The organism is Endozoicomonas sp. OPT23 (assembly GCF_009653635.1).
Taxonomy (GTDB): Bacteria; Pseudomonadota; Gammaproteobacteria; order Pseudomonadales; family Endozoicomonadaceae; genus Endozoicomonas_A.
The window spans coordinates 293,133-318,582 of sequence record NZ_PPFD01000009.1; the positions used below are offsets into that span (position 1 = coordinate 293,133).

The 25,450-nt window shown below is 46.3% G+C and carries 28 protein-coding genes; 21 read left to right on the top strand and 7 right to left on the bottom strand.

Translation table 11 applies throughout. The features are described from left to right. Positions 1-7: 7 nt before the first annotated feature. The 3 genes from ccoO to ccoP are packed head-to-tail and all read left to right on the top strand — an operon-like array spanning position 8 to position 1,718. Entirely contained in the window at positions 8-619 is a 612-nt protein-coding gene (ccoO, locus tag EOPP23_RS20735; RefSeq protein WP_153767882.1) for a cytochrome-c oxidase, cbb3-type subunit II, read from the top strand. Between the two features lie 5 nt (positions 620-624). Further along, positions 625-822: a cbb3-type cytochrome c oxidase subunit 3 gene (locus EOPP23_RS20740; protein WP_153767883.1), complete on the top strand. Its 198-nt coding sequence runs from the start codon at positions 625-627 to the stop codon at positions 820-822. Further along, positions 819-1,718 (top strand): cytochrome-c oxidase, cbb3-type subunit III, encoded by a 900-nt coding sequence (ccoP, locus tag EOPP23_RS20745; RefSeq protein WP_370514846.1) that lies wholly within the window; start codon positions 819-821, stop codon positions 1,716-1,718. The genes EOPP23_RS20740 and ccoP overlap by 4 nt, the downstream gene beginning before the upstream one ends. Positions 1,719-1,735: 17 nt before the next feature. On the opposite strand, the gene EOPP23_RS20750 is transcribed toward ccoP, so the two are convergent. Further along, positions 1,736-2,494 carry a hypothetical protein gene (locus EOPP23_RS20750; protein WP_153767884.1) on the bottom strand — a complete coding sequence of 253 codons (759 nt, stop codon included), beginning with the start codon at positions 2,492-2,494 and terminating at the stop codon, positions 1,736-1,738. A 603-nt stretch (positions 2,495-3,097) separates the two neighbouring features. Here EOPP23_RS20750 and ccoG point away from each other — a divergent pair. From ccoG to EOPP23_RS20775, 5 genes are all read left to right on the top strand, one after another. Then, positions 3,098-4,492: a cytochrome c oxidase accessory protein CcoG gene (gene ccoG / locus EOPP23_RS20755; RefSeq protein ID WP_153767885.1), complete on the top strand. Its 1,395-nt coding sequence runs from the start codon at positions 3,098-3,100 to the stop codon at positions 4,490-4,492. 233 nt (positions 4,493-4,725) lie between these two features. Further along, positions 4,726-5,280 (top strand): FixH family protein, encoded by a 555-nt coding sequence (locus EOPP23_RS20760; protein WP_153767886.1) that lies wholly within the window; start codon positions 4,726-4,728, stop codon positions 5,278-5,280. A gap of 18 nt (positions 5,281-5,298) precedes the next feature. Then, entirely contained in the window at positions 5,299-7,842 is a 2,544-nt protein-coding gene (locus EOPP23_RS20765; RefSeq protein ID WP_153767887.1) for a heavy metal translocating P-type ATPase, read from the top strand. A gap of 6 nt (positions 7,843-7,848) precedes the next feature. After that, a complete protein-coding gene (gene ccoS, locus EOPP23_RS20770; RefSeq protein ID WP_153767888.1) occupies positions 7,849-8,034 on the top strand; it encodes a cbb3-type cytochrome oxidase assembly protein CcoS in 186 nt (61 codons plus the stop codon). Continuing rightward, the gene (locus EOPP23_RS20775; RefSeq protein ID WP_228550818.1) at positions 8,031-8,738 is read left to right on the top strand and encodes a sulfite exporter TauE/SafE family protein; all 708 of its coding nucleotides are present in this window, start codon (positions 8,031-8,033) and stop codon (positions 8,736-8,738) included. Before ccoS ends, EOPP23_RS20775 begins: the two co-directional genes overlap by 4 nt. A gap of 59 nt (positions 8,739-8,797) precedes the next feature. On the opposite strand, the gene EOPP23_RS20780 is transcribed toward EOPP23_RS20775, so the two are convergent. Continuing rightward, positions 8,798-9,370, bottom strand: a complete 573-nt coding sequence (locus tag EOPP23_RS20780; protein WP_153767889.1) for a DUF3605 domain-containing protein — start codon at positions 9,368-9,370, stop codon at positions 8,798-8,800. A 294-nt stretch (positions 9,371-9,664) separates the two neighbouring features. Beyond that, complete coding sequence (locus EOPP23_RS20785; protein WP_153767890.1) at positions 9,665-10,474, bottom strand: ion transporter; 810 nt, start codon at positions 10,472-10,474, stop codon at positions 9,665-9,667. A 160-nt stretch (positions 10,475-10,634) separates the two neighbouring features. Between EOPP23_RS20785 and EOPP23_RS20790 the strand changes: the two genes are divergently transcribed. After that, entirely contained in the window at positions 10,635-12,308 is a 1,674-nt protein-coding gene (locus EOPP23_RS20790) for an acyl-CoA dehydrogenase family protein (protein WP_153767891.1), read from the top strand. Positions 12,309-12,461: 153 nt separating this feature from the next. After that, the gene (gene hemN / locus EOPP23_RS20795) at positions 12,462-13,847 is read left to right on the top strand and encodes an oxygen-independent coproporphyrinogen III oxidase (protein ID WP_153767892.1); all 1,386 of its coding nucleotides are present in this window, start codon (positions 12,462-12,464) and stop codon (positions 13,845-13,847) included. A 128-nt stretch (positions 13,848-13,975) separates the two neighbouring features. Here the strand turns inward: hemN and EOPP23_RS20800 are convergent, their stop codons facing one another. Together EOPP23_RS20800 and EOPP23_RS20805 are read right to left on the bottom strand one after the other, a co-directional pair. Next, positions 13,976-14,392, bottom strand: a complete 417-nt coding sequence (locus EOPP23_RS20800) for a hypothetical protein (protein ID WP_153767893.1) — start codon at positions 14,390-14,392, stop codon at positions 13,976-13,978. A gap of 36 nt (positions 14,393-14,428) precedes the next feature. Further along, complete coding sequence (locus EOPP23_RS20805; protein WP_153767894.1) at positions 14,429-15,577, bottom strand: serine/threonine-protein kinase; 1,149 nt, start codon at positions 15,575-15,577, stop codon at positions 14,429-14,431. A 355-nt stretch (positions 15,578-15,932) separates the two neighbouring features. On the opposite strand from EOPP23_RS20805, the gene fnr reads away from it, so the two are divergent. The 3 genes from fnr (at position 15,933) to EOPP23_RS20820 (ending at position 18,026) form a co-directional block, all read left to right on the top strand. Continuing rightward, entirely contained in the window at positions 15,933-16,691 is a 759-nt protein-coding gene (fnr, locus tag EOPP23_RS20810) for a fumarate/nitrate reduction transcriptional regulator Fnr (RefSeq protein ID WP_153767895.1), read from the top strand. A gap of 111 nt (positions 16,692-16,802) precedes the next feature. Continuing rightward, positions 16,803-17,345 (top strand): adenine phosphoribosyltransferase, encoded by a 543-nt coding sequence (locus tag EOPP23_RS20815; protein WP_153767896.1) that lies wholly within the window; start codon positions 16,803-16,805, stop codon positions 17,343-17,345. 153 nt (positions 17,346-17,498) lie between these two features. After that, positions 17,499-18,026: a hypothetical protein gene (locus EOPP23_RS20820; RefSeq protein WP_153767897.1), complete on the top strand. Its 528-nt coding sequence runs from the start codon at positions 17,499-17,501 to the stop codon at positions 18,024-18,026. A gap of 24 nt (positions 18,027-18,050) precedes the next feature. Here the strand turns inward: EOPP23_RS20820 and EOPP23_RS20825 are convergent, their stop codons facing one another. Continuing rightward, the gene (locus tag EOPP23_RS20825; protein ID WP_153767898.1) at positions 18,051-18,386 is read right to left on the bottom strand and encodes a TraR/DksA family transcriptional regulator; all 336 of its coding nucleotides are present in this window, start codon (positions 18,384-18,386) and stop codon (positions 18,051-18,053) included. Continuing rightward, positions 18,379-18,618, bottom strand: a complete 240-nt coding sequence (locus tag EOPP23_RS21375) for a hypothetical protein (protein ID WP_194842698.1) — start codon at positions 18,616-18,618, stop codon at positions 18,379-18,381. Before EOPP23_RS21375 ends, EOPP23_RS20825 begins: the two co-directional genes overlap by 8 nt. Positions 18,619-18,837: 219 nt before the next feature. Between EOPP23_RS21375 and ttcA the strand changes: the two genes are divergently transcribed. From ttcA to EOPP23_RS20860, 8 genes are all read left to right on the top strand, one after another. Continuing rightward, positions 18,838-19,785, top strand: coding sequence for a tRNA 2-thiocytidine(32) synthetase TtcA (ttcA, locus tag EOPP23_RS20830; protein WP_153767899.1), 948 nt, complete (start codon positions 18,838-18,840; stop codon positions 19,783-19,785). 576 nt (positions 19,786-20,361) lie between these two features. Further along, a complete protein-coding gene (locus EOPP23_RS20835) occupies positions 20,362-20,913 on the top strand; it encodes a hypothetical protein (RefSeq protein WP_153767900.1) in 552 nt (183 codons plus the stop codon). An 887-nt stretch (positions 20,914-21,800) separates the two neighbouring features. Further along, entirely contained in the window at positions 21,801-22,322 is a 522-nt protein-coding gene (locus tag EOPP23_RS20840) for a hypothetical protein (RefSeq protein WP_153767901.1), read from the top strand. Between the two features lie 89 nt (positions 22,323-22,411). Next, positions 22,412-22,906, top strand: coding sequence for a hypothetical protein (locus EOPP23_RS20845; RefSeq protein ID WP_153767902.1), 495 nt, complete (start codon positions 22,412-22,414; stop codon positions 22,904-22,906). A gap of 70 nt (positions 22,907-22,976) precedes the next feature. Beyond that, complete coding sequence (locus EOPP23_RS20850) at positions 22,977-23,492, top strand: SMI1/KNR4 family protein (RefSeq protein ID WP_194842699.1); 516 nt, start codon at positions 22,977-22,979, stop codon at positions 23,490-23,492. Between the two features lie 181 nt (positions 23,493-23,673). Beyond that, a complete protein-coding gene (locus tag EOPP23_RS21380; protein ID WP_194842700.1) occupies positions 23,674-23,880 on the top strand; it encodes a hypothetical protein in 207 nt (68 codons plus the stop codon). Between the two features lie 25 nt (positions 23,881-23,905). Further along, positions 23,906-24,547: a hypothetical protein gene (locus tag EOPP23_RS20855; protein WP_153767904.1), complete on the top strand. Its 642-nt coding sequence runs from the start codon at positions 23,906-23,908 to the stop codon at positions 24,545-24,547. Between the two features lie 95 nt (positions 24,548-24,642). Continuing rightward, entirely contained in the window at positions 24,643-25,353 is a 711-nt protein-coding gene (locus EOPP23_RS20860; protein ID WP_153767905.1) for an FRG domain-containing protein, read from the top strand. Positions 25,354-25,450: the final 97 nt, after the last annotated feature.

Sequence of the window (25,450 nt, forward strand, 5' to 3'; positions counted from 1 at the left end):
ATTCACCATGACAAACCATGAAATAGTAGAAAAAAATCTTGGCTACATGATCGCCCTGGTGATCGTAGCCATCAGCTTCGGCGCCCTGGTTGAAATCGTGCCTCTGTTTTATCAGGACGAAACCACCAAGCCGGTTGACGGACTCAAGCCTTACACTGCCCTGCAGCTGGAAGGCCGTGACATCTACATTCGCGAAGGCTGTGTAGGCTGCCACTCTCAGATGATTCGTCCTCTGCGTGCTGAAGTAGAACGCTACGGTCACTACTCTGTAGCAGGCGAGTCTGTGTATAACTACACATTCTTGTGGGGTTCCAAGCGTACTGGTCCGGATCTGGCTCGTGTAGGTGGTCGTTACTCTGACGAGTGGCACCGTGCTCACCTGAACGATCCTCGTGACGTAGTACCTGAGTCCATCATGCCTTCTTATCCATGGCTGAACCACAACACTCTGGACGGCAAGGATATTCAGGCGAAGCTGAATGCACAGCGCACTCTCGGTGTTCCATACACCGACGAAGATATCGCTGGCGCTACAGATGCTGTGAAAGGTCACACCGAAATGGATGCCGTTGTCGCTTACCTGCAGTCTCTTGGCACAGCCATCAAGACTCAACGGTAATAAAGATGGATATCAACGACATAAGAGGACTGGCCACACTATTTGCCCTGATCGCGTTCGTTATGATCGGATACTGGGCATACAGTGGCCGCAACAAGCAGAAATTTGAGGACGCCGCATCCCTGCCGTTTGCTGATGATGCAGCTCATAAGCAGTCTCAGAATTCTGATGGAACAGACAAGAATGAAGGGGTTATAAAATGATGACTAGTTTCTGGAGTGGGTGGATCATCGTCCTCACTCTGGGTTGCCTGGCCTTCGTCATCTACTTCCTGGCGACTCAGTGGAAAGCACAGCGTGCAGAAACCACCACTGATACAACAGGGCATGCATACGACGGTATTCAGGAACTGGACAACCCGATGCCAAAATGGTGGCTGGCGATGTTCGTCTTCACCATTATCTTTACTGCATTCTACCTGTGGTTGTACCCGGGTCTGGGCAACTGGAAAGGCTACCTTGGCTGGACTCAGGTGAACGAACTGGAACGCCATCAGGAGAAGCATGCACGAAAGTATGCACCTCTGTTTGAACAGTACGCTAACACGCCTATCGACGAGCTGATCGCCAACCCGAAAGCTGTCAAGATGGGTGAGCGTATCTTCGTCAACAACTGCGCTCTCTGCCACGGCAGTGACGCGGGTGGTGCTTTTGGCTTCCCGAACCTGCGTGACGGTGACTGGCTGTATGGCGGCACTTCTGACGCAATCAGCCATTCCATTATGGAAGGTCGTAGCGGTCAGATGCCTGCATGGGGTGCGGTGATTGGTGACGAAGGTGTTCGCAACGTGTCTACCTTTATCCGTGCTAATGCCGGTCTGGATCAGAACGCTGACCCAGCTGTTGTAGCGGCTGGTAAGAAAGTGTACGACACAACCTGCATGGCTTGTCACGGTGTCGACGCCAAGGGCAACCAGCTGCTGGGTGCTCCTGACCTGATTGACGGCACCTGGTTGTACGGTTCAAGTCAGACCCAGATCGAATACACTGTTCGTCAGGGTCGTAACGGCGTAATGCCAGCCTGGAAAGACATTCTCGGTAAGGAGAAAGTTCATCTGGCAGCTACCTATATTTACAGTCTGAAAAAAGACAGCAAGTAACTATTTAAATTAAATAGTTACTGATCTGTCCTCTCAAAAAGCCCGCGACTCGTTTGCGGGCTTTTTGTTTTCCGGCAGAATAAATTCATGCTCTGCGTCTCCACTTCCAACCCCTCGTCAAGACAGCGCTGCGGATCAAAGAGCACATTATCGTGGTATGGATACAAGTTTTCAGCATTTTTTCTGGACTCTGTTACCAGCAGCTTGCTCAGCGCATCGAATCCAATCAGCTTGTTGTGCTCGGGAAAATCTGGCTGCAGCGAAAGATGATCGGATAAACTGCCTTTGATGCAGAGATAAAACCCTGATGATGTTCCCGACAGATGAATAACACCCCCCAGCTGGTCATAGCAATATTCACTCCACTGAGCAAAACTATGCGTTTTTATCCCAAAATCAGTTGTTCCTGAATACCAGTCGTGCTGCTGCCCCCTTCTGAGACGAGATATCAAGTGCCCTTTCCAGAACTCCGTTTCGTTCTGCTCACAAGAAAACAAACCGAAGAATTTACTCCCCGCTGCTGTGTCACCATTCAGAAACAAATCATAGTAGGCCTGTACTGATCTTGAGTATTGCCCGGAAGAATTACGACAGAGAGTTTCCAGAACTTTCGCTTCCGGCGTTATCCAGGTTTGTTCGCTATCACACTCAGCCGGAAGATTCATAGGCACCGCAATAAAGGTGTCGTCCATATAAACCGAGGTGTCTGCAACATCACAAGCTCTAGCCATCCCTGAAAAACCTGCCAGCTCAGCCTGCTTCTGCAGATCAGGCAACCAGTATCGACGTCCAGGCTTAAGCACCAGTTCATTATCAATCAACTGGATATCAAAACCTTTATCAACGTACTTCTGGGGGTCAGCAATCTGGCTGTTCTCATAAGCCAGCACCCAAAAGTTATTCTCAAACGTATATTGAAGTCTTTGACTCAAACAAGAATCTACATTTACCTCGTCACGACAATGAGACAACTCGACCTGCTTCAAATAGCTTCCCTTTGGCCACTCGAAGCTGTGAACCATACAGCTCACCGCAAAACAGCAACCGAACAGAGATGCCAGTCCCGTCATTTTATTAATGATCATAACCACTCCGTAAAGCGGTCAAAGTATAGCCAGCTATTTCAATTTCACTTTGGCCTGACACTCTGAAAACCTTGCCGCAGTAGCGCAGTTCAAAAAACAGAGATCTGACAAACAATGCTCTTGATCAATAAATAGATAATTAAGTAATGACCGCACTGACATATGTATTAGAAGACGATAATATAACGCCACCAATCGATTCATCCCTCAATAATTAAAACATCGAATAAACTCCCGTCAGAGGAGTGCAAGGATGACCAACGACAAGAAGATAATTCAGGGTTGTAGAGAGATATGCCAGACGATAATCAGGGTTCGCCTGAACTCGAACTAATTGATATTTACGAAAGACCGGACAAGATCTATACCAGAAGCTTTACCGGTTATTTCAGGAACCTCCGCATGCTAGGCGGTGGTTTTCTGTTCCTGCTGTTTTTTGGAACGGCCTGGGTCAATCTTGGCGGCCAGCAGGCGGTTCTGTTTGACCTGCCAGCCCGTAAGTTCCATATCTTTGGCGCCACCTTCTGGCCTCAGGACTTCATCCTGCTGTCCTGGTTGCTGATTATCGCCGCTTTCGCCCTGTTTGCCATTACTGTTTTTGCCGGTAGAGTCTGGTGTGGTTACACCTGTCCTCAGAGTGTCTTCACTTGGGTCTTTATGTGGGCGGAAAAGGTCACCGAGGGTGATCGCAACAAGCGCATGAAAGGCGATAAAGGTTCCATCAGTGTCGACCTGTTTATGCGTAAACTGGCTAAACACGGAATCTGGACTGCAGTATCTCTCGCTACCGCCATTACTTTTGTTGGCTACTTCACGCCTATTCGTGAGCTGGTGCCCGATATTTTCAGTTGGGACATTGGTAGCTGGTCTCTGTTCTGGATTGGTTTCTTTGCTCTGGCCACTTACGGTAATGCTGGTTTCCTGCGGGAAATGGTCTGCCTGCATATGTGCCCTTATGCTCGATTCCAGAGTGTTATGTTCGACAACAATACTCTGGTTGTTGCCTACGACCACAACCGTGGCGAAAGCCGTGGCCCTCGCAAGAAGAGCGTTGACCCAAAAGAGAAAGGTCTGGGTGACTGCATCGACTGCAGTGTCTGTGTCCAGGTTTGCCCGACTGGCATCGATATTCGTAACGGTCTGCAGTACAGCTGTATTACCTGCGCAGCCTGCATCGATGCCTGTGACACCATTATGGATAAGATGGGTTATGAAAAAGGCCTGATCCGCTACACCACAGAAAACGAATTGAACGGCACCAAGACACATCTGGTACGTCCAAGAATGGTTGGCTACGCTGCTGCCCTGGTGATTATGTTCGGTATGTTCTTCTACTCACTGGAGACTCGCTCCTCCTTTGAATTGGACATCCTCAGAGATCGAAACCAGCTATACAGAACCAACGCCAACGGTGACATCGAGAACGTCTACACCCTTAAGCTGGTCAACAAGGATGAAACACCTCATCAAATGACCGTTCAGGTTAGCGGCATTGAAGGTCTGAAAGCCAACAGCGCAATGACCTTTACGGTTGGTTCCGGTGAAGTCGCCTCTCATATTGTTCGTCTGGCACTGCCTGCAGGCGCAGATACCAAAGGCAATAAGGAAATTGAATTCACTATTTCTGCAGAAGACGAAAGTTTGCCAGAGACAACCACCAGCAGCCGATTTATTACCCCGATCAAATAAGTGTCTAGGCACACGTAATTGAATATTAAATCATTCTTTGCCCGCCACCAGCGGGCAAGAATGTATGAATTCAACAATCTGTGTACTTAGCCTTTAAGTTATGTAAATAAATCGAACTTAAGAAGGCTCTTGCGGTAAAATGCACGAGCCTTTTTTGCAGCGTTTAACCTAACAACGCAAATAAAAACGAATTTACAGAGTGACCTGATCACTCCTGATAGCAGGATTTATTCATGAGCCAAGCCAATAACGAACCCTTCACCCGCTGGTATCAGGAACCATGGGCCTGGCTGATTGTTGGCATTCTGGCCGCAACCTTTGTCGCTGGCAGCACCTGGATCTGGTATTCCTTCAAAATTCAGGACAGCGTTGTCGTTGATGACTACTACAAAGTCGGCAAGGGCATCAATATTGACCTTACCCGCGACCGTAATGCTTCCGAACTGAATATTGCCGGTGAAATGCTGCTGGATGACCTGACCGGTGAAATCCGCATCACGCTTGATGGTGATATGAGCGAGTGGCCACAACAGTTGAAACTCAGTCTGCTGTCTCCGGTATTCAAGGAAAAAGACAAGGTTGTTACCATCAACCGCTCCTTCTCAGCTAACGAGCAGCAGCAGGTTTATGTGGGTCAACTGGATCAGGCTATCTCTGGCAAAACCTATGTTCAGCTGGAAACACTGGATACACTGATTCCTGAAGTCGGCTATGAAACCGGCTGGCGGATGAACCAGGCAATACTGCTGGAACCGGGTAAAACCTTCACGCTTGCGCCAGGGCAGTAATCACAGGTTCCGCCGTCTATGTCCAGTCGTTCCGATCACCACATTGAACACTCTGAAAGCACTGACACTTGTCAGTGCTTTCACTGTCACCTGCCCATTGAGGGCAAACCTCCTTACACCGCTGTTGTTAATGAAATAGAACAGCCTATGTGCTGTCCCGGCTGTAAAATGGTGACTGAAGCTATCATTGCCGGCGGCCTTGATAACTATTATCAGCATCGAACCGATTCAGCGCTGCAGGCCAACTCCATCAGCAACAAGCTTCGGGAAGAGTTGCTGCTTTATGATCGCGATGACATACAGAAAGACTTTGTTATAGAGCGAAGCTCATCAGACGAGACGCCAGACGAAACACTCGAGAAGCAGGCCAGTTTGCTGATCGAAGGCATTACCTGCGCAGCCTGCGTCTGGCTGTTGGAAAATCATGTCGGCCTGATTGAAGGCGTCAGTCGTGTTTCTGTCAATCTCAGCACCCATGAAGCACAGGTCAGCTGGAACCCTGAAAAAATACCATTAAGCACTTTACTGATCGCCATTCACGAGATTGGCTACAAGGCCTACCCCTGGCGCGAAGATCGTCAGGAAGCCCTGCTGAAAAAAGAGAACCGTACCTTTATTCGTCGTCTGGTGATTGCCGGTATCGGTGCCATGCAGGTGATGATGTACGCGGTTGCGCTGTATTCCGGTGCGATCAGCAACGATATGACCGATCCTTATCGGGACTTTATTCGATACGTCAGTGCACTGGTGGCTACACCCGTTATTTTCTATGCCGCAGCCCCGTTCTTCAAGGCAGCCCTACGTGACCTGAAAGTCAAAAACCTCAGCATGGATGTTCCTGTCTCCATTGCCATCGGTGGTGCCTATCTTGCCAGTCTCTGGGCAACTGTGACCGGCAGCGGTGAAGTCTATTTCGACTCGGTCTCCATGTTTACCTTCTTCCTGCTGACCGGACGATACCTTGAACTGCGTGCTCGCCATGCGACATCACGTGCGGCAAGAGCTTTACGCAACTCACTGCCTTCCAGCTGTCTGAAGAAAGAGGGGAACGACTATGTTCGTATACCTCTGAAAGATCTGAAAACCGGCGACAGAGTTAGAGTGTTGCCGGGCGACTCTATTCCTGCGGATGGCTTGATCATCGAAGGCAAAAGCAGTGTTGATGAGTCCATGCTGACGGGTGAGTACTTACCTATCAGTCGCTCCATCAATGAAGCTGTTATGGGCGGTAGTCTGAACGTCGACAACGCAATCGAGGTTGAGATTACCCATGTGGGTGATGAAACCCAGATGTCGGCAATCCTGCAATTGTTAAAACACGCCCAGCAAGATAAGCCTGCTATTGCCAAACTGGCCGACCGGGTAGCCAGCTGGTTTGTTGGCGCCGTTCTTATCACGGCTATTGCCGTGTTCTGGTACTGGTCTGGCAGTGAACCTCAACATGCTTTCTGGATTGCGCTTTCAGTACTGGTTGTCACCTGCCCCTGCGCCCTGTCTCTGGCGACTCCAACCGCCCTGACCGCAGCAACAGGTTATCTGCACAAGCTTGGTTTTCTGGTAACACGTGGGCATGTTCTTGAAGGGCTTGGCAAAGTTAATCACATTGTTTTTGATAAAACCGGAACACTGACTCAAGGCAAATTGCAGCTGGAAGAAGTCAGAGCGGTTAATGGCTGCAACCTGAGTGAGCAGGAACTAACAGCTATTGCTTCGGCACTGGAAAGTCATTCCGAACACCCTATCGCCAAGGCATTTATCAAACCAACATCAGTCATTACCGCCCCTCTTGTTGCCGAGAGTCCTGTCAGCCACACAGGTCAGGGTTTGGAAGCAACCATTGATGGTGACAATTACCGTATTGGTCGTCCTGACTTTTGTTCGCCGGATAACACACCATCGACGCCTGATACGCCAGGTCAGTGGCTGCTGATGTCCAGAAACAATCAGGCGCTTTGCTGGTTTCGAATCAGCGACAGCCTGAGAGCAGAAGCAGCTGATGTTATCCACAAGCTGAAAAGCTACGGACATAAAGTCACACTGCTCAGTGGCGACCAGAACTCAGTCGTGTCCAGCGTAGCTTCCCAGCTGAACATTGACAGCTGGCAGGCGGAAATCAGCCCCGAAGGAAAACTGGATTATATTCGTCAGCTGCAGGAACAGGGCGATCATGTTCTGATGATTGGTGACGGCATTAATGACGTGCCTGTTCTCGCGGGAGCCAATGTCTCCCTGGCCATGGGTAACGCATCTGACCTAGCCAAGACCACTGCCGATGCGGTTTTACTCTCTGATGACCTGAACCGTCTGGTTGATGCTTTTGAACTGATGAAGAAGACCCGTAATGTTATTCGGCAAAATCTTGGCTGGTCTCTGGCCTATAACCTGACAGCACTGCCACTGGCCGCCGCCGCTCTTATTGCTCCATGGATGGCGGCTATCGGCATGTCCATCAGCTCGCTGGTTGTGGTCGGTAATGCCATGCGTCTGAACGGCAAGCAGGCCGATAAAAAACAGGCTCGATCAAAAGCACATACAACTCAATATAAGGCAGTGGAGGCATAACCGGTTATGGAAAGTCTGATCATACTTATACCCATTGCTGTCATTATCATTGCGATAGCTGTGAAGGTGTTTCTCTGGGCGGTCGACAACGATCAGTTTGATGATCTGGAAGGCCCCGCTCACAGCATTCTTTTTGATGACGACACGCCTGCTGCAGACAAGAACAAAGCTTCGGTGACTGACCAGAAATGATGATGACTCAGGAAGCGCCCACGTTGTTGGCGGCGCTCACGATTGGCTTGCTGGGCGGCACACATTGCATTGGTATGTGTGGTGGTATTACTTCAGCATTGAGCTTGTCTCTTAAGGGACGATCCAGCTTTGATACCGCTCGACTGCTGCTGACTTACCATCTGGGTCGTATCAGCAGTTATGCTCTGGCCGGCATTATTCTCGGCACGCTGGGCTGGTTTCTGGGTGATGCCAGTCAGTCTCTACAGCAAGGTTTGCGCTATCTGGCAGGCTTTATGCTCATCGCCATGGGGCTGTATATTTCCGGTTGGTGGAAAGGCCTGATGAAGCTGGAGAAAGCAGGCAATGTGCTCTGGAAACGAATTCAGCCCATCGCCAGCAAACTGATACCGGTAAAAACCACAGGTAACGCTCTGGCTCTGGGCGCACTCTGGGGCTGGCTGCCCTGCGGTATGGTTTACAGTACTCTAATCTGGTCTGCCAGCTCAGGATCACCGGCACAATCCGGCCTGCTTATGGCTGCTTTTGGCTTGGGAACATTGCCGACAGTTTTACTCACCGGTATTTTTGCTCGTCAACTGACTGCTTTTATTCAGTCTGCTGTAACTCGTAATATCGCCGGTCTGATGATGATTGTTTTCGGACTATGGTCTATTCCCGGACCTCATCAGATGTGGATGATGTCTTACTTTATGACTATGTAAGTAGCAATTCATATGTCATTTCCCCACCTGCGGCGGGGAAATGACAATCTACTTTTCAATTACCAGGGCTGAAGGTCAGGGTTACTGAACGGTATTCTTTTCTTGAGTTCTACGGCTACCTTTTCCCGATCATTTCCCCGAATAAACACATGGGCATGACCAAGGTGCAGAACTGACCTTTTCTCGAGAACATTTACGTGAATATACCATTCCAGGCCAAGTTTCTCTTTCAAGTCACCCAGGTGCTCTGACACCACAGCGCCTGCAACCCCCTTCAAATAAGCCTCATCCCAGTTGTCTTCTGAAACAAATACCAGCAAATGGTAAATTCCCTCATCAAGCCAGTATGGATAACTGTTTATAACCAGCCTTGGAGAAAGACTGCAGCCGTCTGCCAGACATTTTTTTACCTTCTTGTCTGCCAGGTCAAAGACTTCAGAATATATAACCTCTTCCTGATTTCTGCCCTGAAGCTTTATTCGCTCAATCCGTTGTAAATAGAATTCAAGAGCCGCAGGTTGCCGACGGCTGTCCATGTGCCCGGAACGGATTTCTTCCCAGCTTATAGGGCTCGCAGCAAGATCTGTTGTGATCAGCAGCAGAACAACCAACAGGTTTCTGATGAGTTGCATAATCCCTTCTCACTTTTTTAATTTATTCGATTATTTAGAGGCTGTTAGCTTCTGCCTGTTAAGTCTGATCAAATCTTGCTAAAAATAACCTCGCTTATTTGGAATATAGTTTCAATTTGAAACCATTCAATCAACGCTCTTACGCAGTCTGGTCCAGGTGTCGATCACTTCCAGCAGCACCCGTAACACCTTACTTGAGACAATCAGGTAACCGGATATATGAATTCACAGGCTATTTCCCCACCTATGATGGGGAAATAACCGTCTAATATTCGGTTACGTGGGTCTGCACACTTAACGCGCCTTTTCTTCCAGCATGCCCTGAATAGCATCCAGCTGCTGCTTCAAATCCTGAATGGTAGGCTGACCGACATTGGCTTCCAGTTCTTCTTCATCTCTGATCTTTCTGCGCTCATCTTCCAGTACATTGACCACGATACCAATGATCATATTGAGGAAAGCAAAAGTAGTGAAAAAGATAAAACTCAGATAGTAAATCCAGCTCAGCGAATAGACTTCCATGGTTTCATACATGACATCCGTCCAATCCTCAAAGGTCATAACACGAAACAGCGTCAGCATGCCTATGGAAATATTGCCCCAGAGGTCCGGGTTAATTGCCGCAAAGAATGTACTGCCAACAGCGGCATAAATGTAGAAAATAATAAACATCAGCAACATCACATAACCCAGCTGAGGCAGAGCCTTCAACAATGAGTTCAGCAACATTCTGAGTTCCGGAATAATGGACACCATCCGCAACACCCGGAAGATACGAATCAACCGGCCGATCAGCGCCATCTCCGTATCGTCGATAGGGATCAGACTGACAATAACGATCAGAGTATCGAAGATATTCCAGCCAGATTTGAAGAAGTTTCGTTTATCCGCCTCAGCAAAAAAACGAATACTGATTTCAACCAGAAAAAACAATGTGATACCCGTATCCAACGCCCTCAGCACAGCGTGAAGATAATCGGGTAATGGGTAAGTTTTAGCACCAATAACCAGTGCAGAAAAAATAATAATACCGACAACAAACAGCTCAAAAACCTTGTTTGAGCGTAATCGGTCAAAACGACTTTGCAGATCCCTGCTGGACATAACTTCTCTTTTTAAGTGGTAGATTTATTTTCAACGAACTATTTTAAATCAACTGTTAACAACCAATACAGAGGTAACAGAAAAATTATCAAACAGTTGTTTGATAATTAACATTCAAGCAAACTGCCTCACTGATAAAAACAACAATGACACTAAAACTATGAACCCTGACTATCTGCAACATAAAGCTCAGGCTGAAACTCACGACGTTTCAAACCAGCCATCAGACCTTACTGACTACAACCTCTATACCAGTGACAGGCCTCTTCAATACTGGACTGAAAAATACAAGGGCAACCGGGCCGACGAAAAACTGAAAAACTACGGTGAGCTTTGTGGCGGACCTCTACTGAAAGCCGGCTTTCTGGCCAATGAGAACAAGCCTGAATTTCACACTCATGATCGCTTTGGCCACCGTATCGATCTGGTCAAGTTTCACCCTGCCTACCACCAGCTTATGAAGGCGGCCATTGAGTCGGATGTCCACTCTCTGCCCTGGAAAAAACCACAACAGGGTGCCCATGTTGCAAGAGCTGCCATGGAATATATGCATTTCCAGACGGAAGCCGGTACTGGCTGCCCTCTGACCATGACCTTTGCTTCAGTACCCGCACTGCGTCACAGCCCTTCGCTGGCGAAGGAGTGGCTACCGAAAATCACAGCCAGCCATTACGACGAGCGAAATATCCCCTTCTACGAAAAACAGGGGCTGACCATTGGCATGGCCATGACCGAAAAGCAGGGAGGCTCCGATGTCAGAGCAAATACTACAAGAGCCTATCCATTAGCTGAGACAGGTAATGGCAAGGAGTACGAGCTGGTTGGTCACAAGTGGTTCTGTTCAGCCCCGATGTGCGACGCCTTTCTGGTACTGGCACAGACTGAAGCAGGCCTTTCCTGCTTTCTGATGCCACGCTGGCGCCCTGATGGCAGCAAAAACCAGATGTACGTCCAACGTCTTAAAAACAAGATGGGCAATATTGCTAACGCATCTTCTGAAATAGAGCTGCGTGGTGCTTTTGCCTGGATGGTGGGCGAAGAAGGCAAAGGCGTGAGAACCATTATCGAAATGGTATCGATGACCCGTTTTGACTGCATGGTTGGCTCTTCCGCCCTGATGAGAGCCGCTTCTGCTCAGGCTATTCACCACACCGCCGGACGCAGCGTGTTCGGAAAGAACCTTCATCAGCAACCACTGATGCAAAATGTGCTGGCTGATATGGCCATTGAGTCAGAAGCAGCACTGGCTATCAGCATGCGGGTCGCCCATGCGCTGGATAACCTTGAGGATGAACAACAGAACCTGTTCTCCCGCATCGCCACCGCCGTCGGAAAATACTGGATCTGTAAACGGGCACCACACCTGACTTATGAAGCCATGGAGTCTATTGGCGGTGTCGCTTATGTGGAAGATAACATTCTACCCCGCCTGTATCGTGAAGCACCGGTTAATGCCATCTGGGAAGGTTCGGGCAATGTTCAGTGCCTTGATGTATTGCGAGCCATTCATAGAGAGCCTGCAACTCTGGAAGCCTTCATCAACGAACTGGAATTAACCAGAGGTGACTCCAGAGAACTGGACGTTCACGTTGCGGGCCTGAAAGACAGCATTCAGGACAGCGCTGCTCTGGAATACCGCTCAAGAGCCATTGTTGATCAGATGGCTGTCGCACTGCAGGCCAGTGTATTGCTTCAGCATGGTGACAGTCGGATTACTGAAGCCTTTATAAGCTCCAGAATCAGGACAACGAGCTCTTTTAATCTGGGCACACTGGATCAATCTGCTGACTGTTCTGGAATCATCAACAGAGCTCATCCTCTCCTGCACGGATAAATACCAATGGCGCATCCTGCAGTGCTACTGTGGGCTGCGCCTATCGATGTTGATTTATATCAAGTCTATTAATTCACCAATTATTTACACTTGAGAGCAACATCGGGTCAGTCCAATAAAACAAATGACCTGCACTAGACGACGAGAGTAATCATGAGCAACGCCCCCATTTGGGATACAGGTCTAATCAAAAAATACGACCTGAGCGGTCCCAGGTACACATCCTACCCTACAGCCGTGCAGTTCCGGGAAGACTTTGACGCTCATCATTTTGAGTCCAGCGCATGGCGAAGTGCGGCAGTGAATAATCCACTGTCCCTCTACATCCACATACCGTTTTGCACACACGTTTGCTATTACTGCGCCTGCAACAAGATTGTAACCAAACATAAATCCAAAGCCGAAGAGTATCTGGACTATCTCTTCCGTGAAATTGAAATGCAGGCAGAGCTGTTTGGTGACAACCAACTGGTTGAACAGTTGCATTTCGGCGGAGGCACACCGACCTTTCTGACACCAGAACAGATTACCCGGGTTATGGCCAAACTGCGTAAGCACTTTAATATGGCTGTGTCTGAATCCATGGATTACTCCATTGAACTCGATCCTCGTGAAGTGGACTGGGTGATGATGCAGGCACTGAGAGATCAGGGCTTTAACCGAATCAGCATCGGTGTTCAGGATCTTGATGAAAAAGTTCAGCGCGCAGTGAACCGTGTGCAACCGGAAGAGCAGGTTCGCTCGGTACTGGATGCCGCGCGCACTATGGCGTTCAATTCCGTTCATATGGACTTGATCTACGGTCTGCCTTTTCAGACGGTTGATGGTTTCCTTAATACCGTAGACCGTATTATCGATATGGCACCGGATCGTCTATCACTGTTCAACTACGCCCACCTGCCACATCGCTTTAAGCCGCAACGTCGTATTAACGACGCCGACCTGCCTTCCGCTGAAGACAAACTGAAGATTCTTGAGCTGGCCACTAAAAAACTGATCGACCGTGGTTATGTGTATATCGGCATGGATCACTTCGCCCTGCCGGATGACGAACTGGCCACCGCACAGGAGACCGGTACTCTGCACCGTAACTTCCAGGGCTACACCACGCACAGCCATTGCGATCTGGTTGCCATGGGTGTGTCTTCTATCAGCAAGGTAGGTCAGGTATTCAGTCAGAACCATGTAGGAATGGACGCTTATACTGCGGCCATTGATGCAGGTAAGCTGCCCGCTTACCGTGGTTTGATGATGACCCGTGAAGATGAAATTCGTCAGTCCGTTATCAATGAACTGATCTGTCACTTCCATCTGGAAAAAGCCAACGTTGAGAAGAAGTACGACATCGTTTTTGATGAGTACTTTGCCGATGCACTGGAAGCTCTGATTCCCATGAGGGAAGATGGTTTGCTGACATTGACTGAGAAGGACATTACGGTTGAATCCAAAGGCCGTATCCTGATTCGTAATATCTGTATGCAGTTTGACGATTATTTCCAGAAGCAGAAAGAGCTGAAGCTTTACTCTAAAGTCATCTGATTTTCTGATTAAGTGTGTAGACACACGTAATCGAATAGTTAAAGGTCATTTCCCCGCCGCTGGCGGGGGAATGACCTATGAATTCATCAATCCGCGTATTTACTGTAGATTATGTGTGCAGGTCTGCTTCAGAGACTGTCGCCTTTTCGTGCTGGGCGTGGTGATGGAGGCGTCGTTTTCAATAGTTGCAGCTCCGCTTTTAACCCATCTAATGATTTCATCAGGCGCTGCTCCTGCACCTCTCCTTTTTCTCGATTCGACCTGAACAAACCCCGAATTCCTCTCTGTAACTTTCTTGCTTTACTTATTTCATTTCTGAGACTGTTAGCCTGACTTTCAACCTCCCTGATTCGTAAGTGGGTTTGGGAATCTTTAACTTCAGCTCCAACTTCTAATATTGAAAGTTCTAAAGCCTGAATCTGTTTTGTAAGATTTGCGTCAGAACTTGGCTCATTCGCCCCTTTAAGCTGTTTGAGCTGCGCTTCTAAACCGGCAAGCTTATTAAACTGCCTATTATGGCGGGTTTGAAGTTCAGGGTATGACATTCGTGTCAATTCCTGTGTTTCGGAGAGGAAGGGTTGCTAAATAGCCTCCTTTGCAGACAGTCTTTTTTTGGGGTTAGACTGAATCATTCCAAGTAACAACTCTTTAAGCTCAGGTGAGAGCTTTTTATGCCTTGATATTCTCTTTCGAACACGCCCCACTTCTGCGGAGTCGAATCCTTGCCTGACCTCACCATCAGAATCATAAACTGTGGAGAAAAAATCAGTTTTTTCGCCTGTCGCCATTTGATACAGCACCAATCCCGCTGACCAAATATCCGCATTGAATGAGTAGCCTTTTTTTGTCCACACTTCAGGAGCCATATAGTCAGGCGTTCCTGCTACGCCTTTGAAAACAGCTTTATCCGGCTCAACGTCATTACCTGCCTTCAGGCTTAGGCCAAAATCGGCCAGAGTCAGCTGCCCTTTGTGATTGACCAGAATATTCTCCGGCTTAATATCCCTGTGCAGAATGCCTTGCTCATGACTCTTTGAAAGCTGACTGAGAAGCTGCCTGCTCAGGTCTTTCACAAGAGCTTCAGGCAAGGCCTTCCCTTTCCCACTTTTGATCAGTGATTCCAGCTCAACACCGCCATACTCCATCATCACCTGATGGCCATTATTGATTCTTCGCTCCTGCTGAATCTGAACAGAGCCTGGTACTGCCTTTTGAATAGCGACCTCTTTCTCTGCAGCACTCTGCCGTGCTTCCACCTCTTCTTTACCTGCCCGCTGAGTTTTGACGACGTACTGTTTTTGCAGAACTGTCGGCGAATCTTTTACTTCACCCTGCTCCAGTGGATTGGTTACCAGATGCACCTGACCAAAGGAGCCTTCACCAAGCAGCCTCTGTTTCGCCACAGAATTCAGGTCTGGCGCCCCCTTCACATTACCCTGATATTCAGGCGAGACATCGCTCGCTCCCTTTGCTCTGGGCAGGGCTGTGTATGTTCGCGCCTTATCTACGACAGCAGCACTCCTCTCTCCTATTGGTTTATCAACAGGCGTTGAAGAGCCTCCCTCTTTCTCCTGGGCCCTGAACAGATTCTTCAGATATGTAACCGGGCTGGATAGCCCAACACTTTTTTGACCAAACTGCCCTTTTTTTGCAGTCAAAGTAATATGAGGCTTCTGTAGCCCCTGATCCGGCTGAATACCGGGCGGTCCTGAAGGCACGGGTCCTGGCATTGGATAAGTACTCGATAAATCCCACTGACTTCTATATCGGTTGAGGAGCTCATTCTAAGAGTACCAGGCCAAAAACCTTCTATTACTGCGCCAGAAAGCAGGTAAATAGCCACCATTTATTGACTGTGTAAGTACTGAAACCCTGCTGATTCGAACAATTATCAACATTAAATGAGTTTTTCAGACATTTCAGCTTGGACTGACAGCATAAAATAGAGACAATGCTTCTTTTAAAAGCCTGTGACTGTCTGATCAGGAAATACTCGATTTATCTCGGTATGCACAGACTTACAGTTTCATAACAAATTAAATAGAATATGCGGCGAATCAGCCAATACGACTTTGAGGCCACTCAATGACGTCAAAGCCCAACGTACGACAGCCAAGCCATGTGGCTTGTAGAGACTGCAGCCTGAGTTCGCTCTGCCTGCCGCTGGCCCTTAGTCTTCAGGACATTGACCAGCTTGATCGTATTATTAAACGGGGCCGCCCTTTGAAAAAAGGCGAGCACCTGTTCCTTGAAGGCGACTCGTTCGACAGTGTGTTTGCTGTCCGCTCCGGTGCCATCAAGACCTATACCGCAACGAATGAAGGTGAAGAGCAAATCACCTCATTCTACCTGCCCAGTGAGATCCTGGGTTTGAGCGGTATGGATACTGACGTTTATCCGGTATCTGCACAGGCCATGGAAACCACCATGATCTGCGAGATTCCTTTTGAACAGCTGGAGAGCCTCTCCGACCAGTTTCCGGAACTTCGCCGTCACCTTATGAGGTTGATGAGCAAGAAAATCCGTGAAGACCAGCAGATGATGATGCTGCTGTCCAAGAAAAACGCCGACGAGCGTATAGCCACGTTTTTGATCAACCTGGCCAGCCGTTTCCGCCGTCGTGGTTTTTCTTCCCAGTCATTCCGTCTGGCCATGTCACGGAATGAAATGGGCAACTATCTGGGTCTTGCTGTCGAAACAGTAAGCCGGGTATTTACCCGCTTCCAGAAAAATGGACTTATCTACGCTGTGGGTAAGGAGATAGAAATTCGTGATCCTGCTCAACTCTGTCAGCTTGCCGGTGGCAAGACGGTAGACGCTGAACAGATTATCTCCGCTTCCTAGCAGAAGCCTGACAAGCAATCTGCTGAATTCATTACTACTATAAAAAGACAGTTTTCATCATGCGACGAAACCTGTCTTTTTTTATTTGTCTGTATTAAGGCTCAACCAAACATGATCATTGATGAGAACTATCTGAAGTCAACGATTCGTACAGTACCAAACTGGCCTCAGCCAGGTGTGATGTTCCGCGACGTCACCACTATCTTTGAAGATCCAAAGGTATGGCGCGAGGTAATGGACTCTTTTATTCACCGCTATGTGGATGTGGAGTTTGACAAGGTCGGTGCTCTGGATGCCCGTGGCTTCCTGATGGGTTCTATTATTTCCTACGCTCTGAACAAGCCTCTGGTTCTGTTCCGCAAGAAAGGTAAACTGCCCGCTAAAACAGTGGGTCAGGAATACGCTCTGGAATACGGCACTGCCACTCTGGAAGTCCATGAAGACTCTATCTCCGCAGGAGACAAGGTGCTTCTGGTCGACGACCTGATCGCCACCGGCGGAACTCTGCTGGCAGCAGCAGACCTGGTTCGCAAGCTTGGCGGCAACCCGTTTGAAGCCTGTGCCATTATGGACCTGCCTGATCTGGGCGGTTCAGCACGCCTGAAAGAAGCCGGTACTGATATCTTCAGACTGTGTGAATTCGAAGGCGAGTAAGCCCGGCTCTTGCCTGCCCTGACTCATTCTTTTTAAGAGTCAGGGCGTTCCCTTTCTCAGCCTTTCTTGTCTTTTCTACTGTCCTTCAGATTCACTCAAGTGCTACGATAAAAACGTATACCCTGAACGGTCTGCCAGACAAGGAAAACAAGAATGGGGATATGCGCAAAGGAATTGCGTCACTACGTTGTACGCCCTACTCTCAAACACCTGAAGATGTGGAGTCAACCGGCAGAGAACCTGTTAATGGGAACCGCTGCTGTAGAATCCGCCATGGGCTTTCATCTCAAGCAGGATGACCATCAGGCGCTGGGTATTTTCCAGATATCACCCAGAATGCACCGCAATATCTGGGATCGTTTCCTCGCCACCCAAACGGATTTATCCAGCCTTGTCCGCGGGCTTGCCAGCCAGAGAGAGTTTCTCGCGCATCCACACCTGGAGTTGGCCACCAACCTTTCCTACAGTGCCGCTATCGCCTGGCTTGTTTATTATCGAACAGGCAAAGCTATTCATAAAATTGAGCCAAACGACATTAAAGCCTTTGGCAAACTCTGGCATAACCACTTCCACCGCCATAATCCGGGCACCGTAGAAAGCTACGTTGAGAGTTATCAGCTGTTGATTCTGGGAGAAGAACTTGAGGAGCGGCAGAAAGTACTGAAATCTTCTGCCGATTGATGATCACGGCATTCCAGCTCGCGGCTAGCTCGCGACATCTCTTTTTTCAGCACACGTGATACAGAGGTCAGCGTAAGGCATGGCTGTCAGTCGTGCTTCGGCTATATCACCGCCACAACCCTCACAAAAGCCAAAGTCATCATTAGCCATACGATCCAGTGCTTTATTGATCAGGTTCAGTTCAGCCTCGGCTTCGTTTCCAAGCGCATCAATGACTTCGTCATTCTCACGCTCCTGAGCCTGCTCCGACCAGTCTGCACTGGCACGGCGAGTCACATCCTGTTTAATACTGGAGAGTCGCCTGGTCAAATCTGCCCTGCGAGACTCCATCCATTCCTTGAGTTTGTCGTGATCAGCCATGGAAAACCCCTGAATTCGTTCCGAGTTTATTCTCTGTTAGTTCGTTCTGGTGAAAGGTCTCTACTACTCCAACAAAGCCTGTAATGATTTGCAGGTACTTAATAACGTCCTTCATTACTGCTTTCATTATTTCTTTTATTATTATTGCAGCCGCTACTCCACTGTATCGCTCAATATAGCAGTTGTCCAAAAGGCCGCCTGAGGAGAATAGGAATGACCAGGAAGCCAACATGGTTTAATCACATTATAAACTGACGAATAGACTCCGAACTGATACAGGTCATTCATAGTACGGTTTACACCTATAAAAACAAATTCTATGAAAATCCTGCTGAAACAATCAGCACTTCGCCATTATTCCTTATGCCCATTCCAGCTGCTTTGATTATAATAGCGAACAATTTTCAGACTCAATCCAGCCCGTTAAATGGCACGGTAGCTTTAAAACTATATGCAGACCACTCAGAATCAATCCGATAGCAGCCAGAATAAAAACGACAAGGCCTCCTTCAACAAACTTCAGAAACGTCTGAGACGAGAAGTAGGTCAGGCCATCGCCGAGTACAACATGATTGAAGATGGCGACAAGATCATGGTGTGCCTGTCAGGAGGGAAAGACAGCTACACTCTGCTGGATATCCTGATCAACCTGAAGACTTACGCACCCGTTAATTTTGATATTGTTGCGGTGAACCTTGACCAGAAACAGCCCGGCTTTCCGGAGCATATTCTGCCGGAATACCTGAAAGGCCTGGGCGTAGATTTCCGCATTGTCGAGGAAGACACCTACTCTATTGTTCAGGACAAAGTACCGGAAGGAAAAACCACCTGTGCGCTCTGCTCCCGCCTGCGCCGTGGCATCCTTTATCGTACAGCCACTGAGTTGGGTGCAAACAAGATTGCTCTGGGTCACCACCGTGACGACATTCTGGAAACCATGTTTCTGAATATGTTCTATGCCGGAAAACTGAAGTCTATGCCACCTAAACTGGTCAGCGATGATGGCAAGCACACAGTGATTCGCCCTCTGGCATTCTGTAAAGAGAAAGAGATTATCAAGTTTGCGGATTACAAAGAATTCCCGATCATTCCGTGTAACCTCTGTGGCTCTCAGGAAAATCTTCAACGTCAGGCCATTAAGGGCATGCTGAATGACTGGGATAAACGATTCCCGGGTCGTATTGAAAGTATGTTCCGCGCCCTGAGAAACGTTGCACCCTCACACCTGGCCGACGCCGACCTGTTTGATTTTAAAAATCTGGTTGCTGACGGCACTGCCCAAGCCGATGGTGATACTGCTTTTGACCCGGTTGAAGTACCGCTGGTTTATAAAGAAGCCACCGATATTGAAGAAGAGCCAGTTAGCAAGGATTCAATGGTTCAGATTGTTAACCTGTAAATTCTGACAGGCCATCCTCGGTTACTTTCCATAACCGAGGGTGGCTGGCTCTAATTTTCTCCTTTCACTAAAACCGTAACACAACCCCCTCCGCCATTTCCCGACCTTCTCACTCCCTCATCCTTGTGTAACAAGGTCTACAGCGACCTTGTACTACAAAACGAGGTAGGTTATCGAAATTTACCGTGATACCATCGAACCATATAAATGCGACACTAACCGTATAAGGAAGAAGGTTGCAACAAGGGAATTCTGCACTGTCCGGAAGGGCGGTAGCGTGTGTAAATTTTTAGTTCAGAGTTCGTATAAGCGAAAAGTTTAAACATCAATACTGCCCTTGATGCTGTAAAGAGAGATCAAGATTCTCTACCTACTCTTTGCTTAAACGAAAAATATACTTTTTATAGAATACGAACTCAAAATTAAACGTGAAATTTCTCTGGCTGTGGTGAAGAGCTTAAAGTTGCTGCTCTTACAAGCAGTTCAGATAATCAAAGATACAGTAGCTTATATGCATGGTTAGCGTATAAGTTGCTGTTATGTGCATGAGTAAACCTCAACATCACCGGAGAAAAAATGTCTGTTGAATTGTCTTCATCCGTATCCTCTGAAGACTGGGCCGAGCTAAAAGAGAATCAAGATAAGCAGTCTATAACTTCTTTTTTGAAACATCGTTATGAAGAGAGATATTTTGACCCTATGCTTCATAATTCATCAAAACACGGTTTCAGCATGATGGCGATATCATGTTTAATGATTGAATCGTTTATTTCTCTCAAAAAGGGCTGGAAAAGAACTAATACTAAAGGCAAACATGTCTTTGAAGAATTCTTTCAATCATCATCGCATTTTGAAGAGTTCCATGGTTTAGGTGCTGATTTTTACGAGCATATAAGATGTGGAATTTTACACCAGGCCGAGACTACAGGTGGTTGGAAAATTCGTAGGGATTTAACACACAAAATTGTCTGTAGAGATCAAAAGATCATTGATGCTTCAAAGTTTATGAAGGCTCTCAAACATACATTCTATGAGTTCCTAGACCATCTCAAAAATCAAGATTTCACATCCAATGATTGGAAAAAAGTGGTAAAAAAAATTGATCATCTTGTAGATAATTGCAACTAATAAAAATGCACATAACAAGAGCTTCAAGCTCGTTACGGGCTCCGCCCTCCACTGGGACGCCTACGGCGCCCCTTAAGCAGGCGTTAAGCGCTACCAACCAATGAATATTGAGTATGCCTAAACGTTATAAAAAGAGATATCGAAGAAATACATCTGGCTCATCGATGATAAATGAATCATCCATTGTAAGTTCTAGGCTATCACCTATAGGTGCTCTTATATTTGGAGCAATAGCCTTTTCTTTTTTCTATTGGGGCTTACCATCTTGGTTGAACTCACAACTAGATAATGTATCTAGCTCACCTGCAAGAATTGGCATTGAGGCACTATATGCTCGGCGCACAAGTCTATTTGAATGGGTTGGGATAGCATGCGGATTACTGGGATTATATTATTCAATTCGAAACCATTATATAAAGCGCAACCCTGGAAAAAAAGAACACAGAATTGTCACGTTCCTAGTTAAAATCATCAGCAGACAAATAGATTAATCATGTAACAAGGTTTTGGTGTATCTCGCTACGCCAGTTGGGAATTAAGCGTATTAAATCTTCAAGATTTGAGAATAAAACAATAATGAACGAAGTCATTCCTCTTATCATCGCAAACTTTGTCCTAGTGGCTTTTGTTTTCGTTTCAATAAAGGGATTAGGGTTAATAAAGCACTTACCAGAGAGCCATATAGCCTATAAACATCAAAAGATTGGAAAGGTCTTAGTTTGGATTATGGTTACTTTTTGGGGCATGATTTTTTTCCTAAATACTTTCCAAATATATACAAACTTAGTCCAAGGCGCTTAACAAGAACATGGTGTACGGCAGCAAGCTGCCTGGGACGCCTACGGCGCCCCACATGTTGGCGTTATGTGTAAAAAGCAACATTTCCTATGCTTAAATATTTTAAAAAAAAGAAAAACTACAAACTTTACCTTGGTGAAATATCGGTTGTAGAAAGAAATGACTTAAAAAGCATTTTTGATCAGCCAAACTCTATATTTTTCGAGAAAAGTAATACTCGGCTATGGAGAAAGCTTGTTGAGATTTTTGAACTACCACTAGTTAGGAATGAGCCAAACCTTACTAATGAGTGTTTAGCTATAGATATTGCTGTACCAAAGTATCAAGGAGGTGGAGCTTTTCTAGAGAGCTTTGGTAGTGTTGCTTTACCATTCTTTTGGAGGCCAAAAGTCAATGTAAGAGCCAGGATATACCAAGCAAATTCAAACAAAACGCTATATGACGTTGAAGTAGTTACAGCACTTCCTTGGAAGCAGTTTCTATCGAGATTTCTGTCACCATTATTTTTACTCGGTATCGAGCCTCCATATAAAACGAAAGATTTAGAAAATCTGCTCTTTCAGGGCTGCTCGAAAGCTATAGCTAAACTAAGTCACAAATTTCACACATAACAAGAGCTTTAAGTTTGTTCCGGGCTTCGCCCTCCACGGGACGCCGCGCTGCGGCGCCCCTTAAGCAGGCGTTACATGCTAATACTCAAATGATAGATATCATATTTTCTTTACTCATACCTCTGGGAATAATCGCTTTTTTTCTTTGCGCCCCACTATGGATCACTTCGTTAACTAAAAGTGATGAAGGTGGTAATAATGGTTTTGCTTTACTCAGACGAGCATTTAAAAAATTCACATATTCTTCAAGCTTACGATTTTTAGGGCCAGCGTTTATTTTCTATTCAGTTTCAGAGACTCTAAAGGGCGAAGAATTTATAGCGGAGGTAAGTGTTGGGTATTTGTTAGTAGGTCTACTCGGTACAGCAGACTCGGGTGTATTAACAGCTTTACGAACCAATAAAAAGCTACAGAAATACATACTTATATCATCTTTAATTCAGTCTGGACTAATCGTTTTGTACGTAAATAGTATATTGAGCCCAGCACCCCATTTTGTTTGGGTTTCTTTGGTGGGTATTTTTCAAGGCATAGTTATTATAATTTTTAGCCAACTAACGTTAGAACAATTAGATCGCATGTAACAAGCCCATCCAAGCGACCGCATTCTGCGGCGCTTGATGGGAGCGTTAACTGCCTAAAATGGAATCGAGTATGCAATCAATCTGGAAAGAACTTGAAATCATTTTATCGGGCGTAGCTCCTTCCGTAGTTACAACATTAAATGAGCCTGCTACAAAGCAAGAAATTGTAATTCTTGAAGACCTGACCGGATATTCTCTACCAGCAGAGCTAAAAGAATATTTATCAATCCATAATGGGCAGAATGACCCATCAAGGCTTGAAACTCTTTGTGAGGAAGGAACCCTCTTACCAGTCGGTGCAATCGTAGAGACATATAACATGCTCAACGAAATTAACGAGTCAGGTGATCTAAGTGATGGTGAATGGTGGAATAGAAAATTCCTACCGCTTACGGACGGTGAAGGGGATCATCTCTCAATCGACTTAGAGTCAGGAGAACTAGTGATGCATGTACATGACTCTGAAATTGAGTATGGCATTGCAAACACACTAACTGATTGGTTCAGAGAAAAGCTGTCTGTATTTAAGGAAGGCCGTTATAAAATCGACGACGGTTTCATTGACTACTGGGTAACCGGCAGTTAACAAGTGGGTCCATGTGACGCCTTCGGCGCACCCGACCCAAGCGTTAGCTGGCAAAGTTCCTCGTATACATACGATCTATGAACAATCACACTGATGGTATGATTGTTTGAATAGTACTGACAGCAAGCAGAACTGGTTATATAAAAGCTCTTAGAGCTACTAATAATATCGAGAGTAATTAATGTTTAAAAATATATGGAAAGGGTGGACGGTTGGTGTATCAGTTATTTTTACACCGCTTTTTTTATTAATATCATTAGTCCAGCCTGATGTTCCGACAAGCATGCTCTTGGCAGTTCCATTAATTCCTGTTATTGCTGCTCTACAGGGTGTATTGATAAGTTCTTTAGTTTGCCTTGGCCTCAAAATACTTTCTTTTAAAAACTAAAGTAGTGTAAAAACTTGGTTTTTTTTTGGTTAGCCTTTTAGCAAAAATCCCAACAGAAATCTTCAAAAGTAAGCAAAGAATTTTCACTATAAAAATGCCAGCTAACAAGTTGTTCCATGGGACTGCACCTGCGGCGCAGCCCCTGAACAAGGCGTTATATTTACTTCATCGGGGTCCATGTTTGTCAACTTTTAGAAGAACAAGCCTTAAAAATAAAGTAAACCTATTAAGCGCATTGCCCATGATTAACGATGAAAACTGGAATGAGTCTTTATTGTTGAGTAGCCGCTGCGTGTCAATTTGGGATAAATGGCTATTTGAAACAGATACGCCAAATGCATTGAACGATGCAACTATTGAACAAGAAGCCGAGTGGCAAAGCTATTTTGATCAGTTTCACGTTAGTATTTTGAATAATTTTTCCGTTTACATGCGAGCCAATAGGAAAGGTATCTTTAAAGAGGTTGTCGACAATGAAAGTGCCGTTGAAAAATTGTCGAATTGTTTGTTTGAATTCTTAATCCCTGAAATAAGTACTATCTATAGTGTTGGGTTTGATTTCACGGCGCACATCTATTTTCGGGACTTCGATGTTGCCAAGGGTCTTTTTGAATTGGTAAAAGAGAGTAAGTTGAAGTTTCTCAATGACCAATGCTCTCAAATATAACAATCGCAGGCACCGGATCGCAAATTTCGCCGCAGGCTCACTAGCTCACCGGTGTTGCTACCACGTTATGTTTACCCAAGGTTATGAGTAACACATTGAAAATTGATACAGTAATATGCTTCCTTCAAGAAGTAGAAAAGCATCCAAGTGCGATGATGTTTCGTGGCCAGTCAGATTCAGAATGGCATTTAACACCGTCACTTGCTCGACTTAATCCTAAAAAATTCCCAATAAAGCTTAACGATGGTTGGAAAGGTGCTGAAAACCACCTAATAAATGAGTTCAAGAAGTATGCTTTAACACATTTGAAAGTTGAACCTAAAAACAAGCTTGAATGGTTAATACAAGCACAGCATCATGGTTTACCTACAAGATTGCTTGATTGGTCAACGAATCCATTAAAGGCTTTATATTTCGCCGTAGAAAACTCTCAGCATGATCACACTGATGGTAAGGTTTTTATATATACACCAAGAATGTGGTCAACAAGTTCTGATAATATGTCCAATATAGACAGGGATAATACTATCGAAGCATTTTTCCCTGTTGCGATAAATGATCGAGTTCTTGCTCAAGAAGGTTGTTTTACACTATTCCCCCAACAGGAAAGCTTTGATCCAATAAAGCCTTTTGTTGAGGGTTTCAGTACAAGTGATGCTGTAGGCATGTTTTCGCTTATCATAGATAAAGAAGCAAAGTCCGATCTACGTAAGCAGCTTGCTCGTTTAGGAGTTAGTGATATGTCACTATTTCCAGACTTAGATGGTATTTCAAAGAAGATCTGCCGCGATTTCGGAGCACTGTAAACATAACAAGTGACTGTGGCCTATAGTCAAGTTTTCAGGTGATATTTTCTCCCCAACATGTCCCGTTTTTCAGCATAGTATTCAGGATGACAATCAT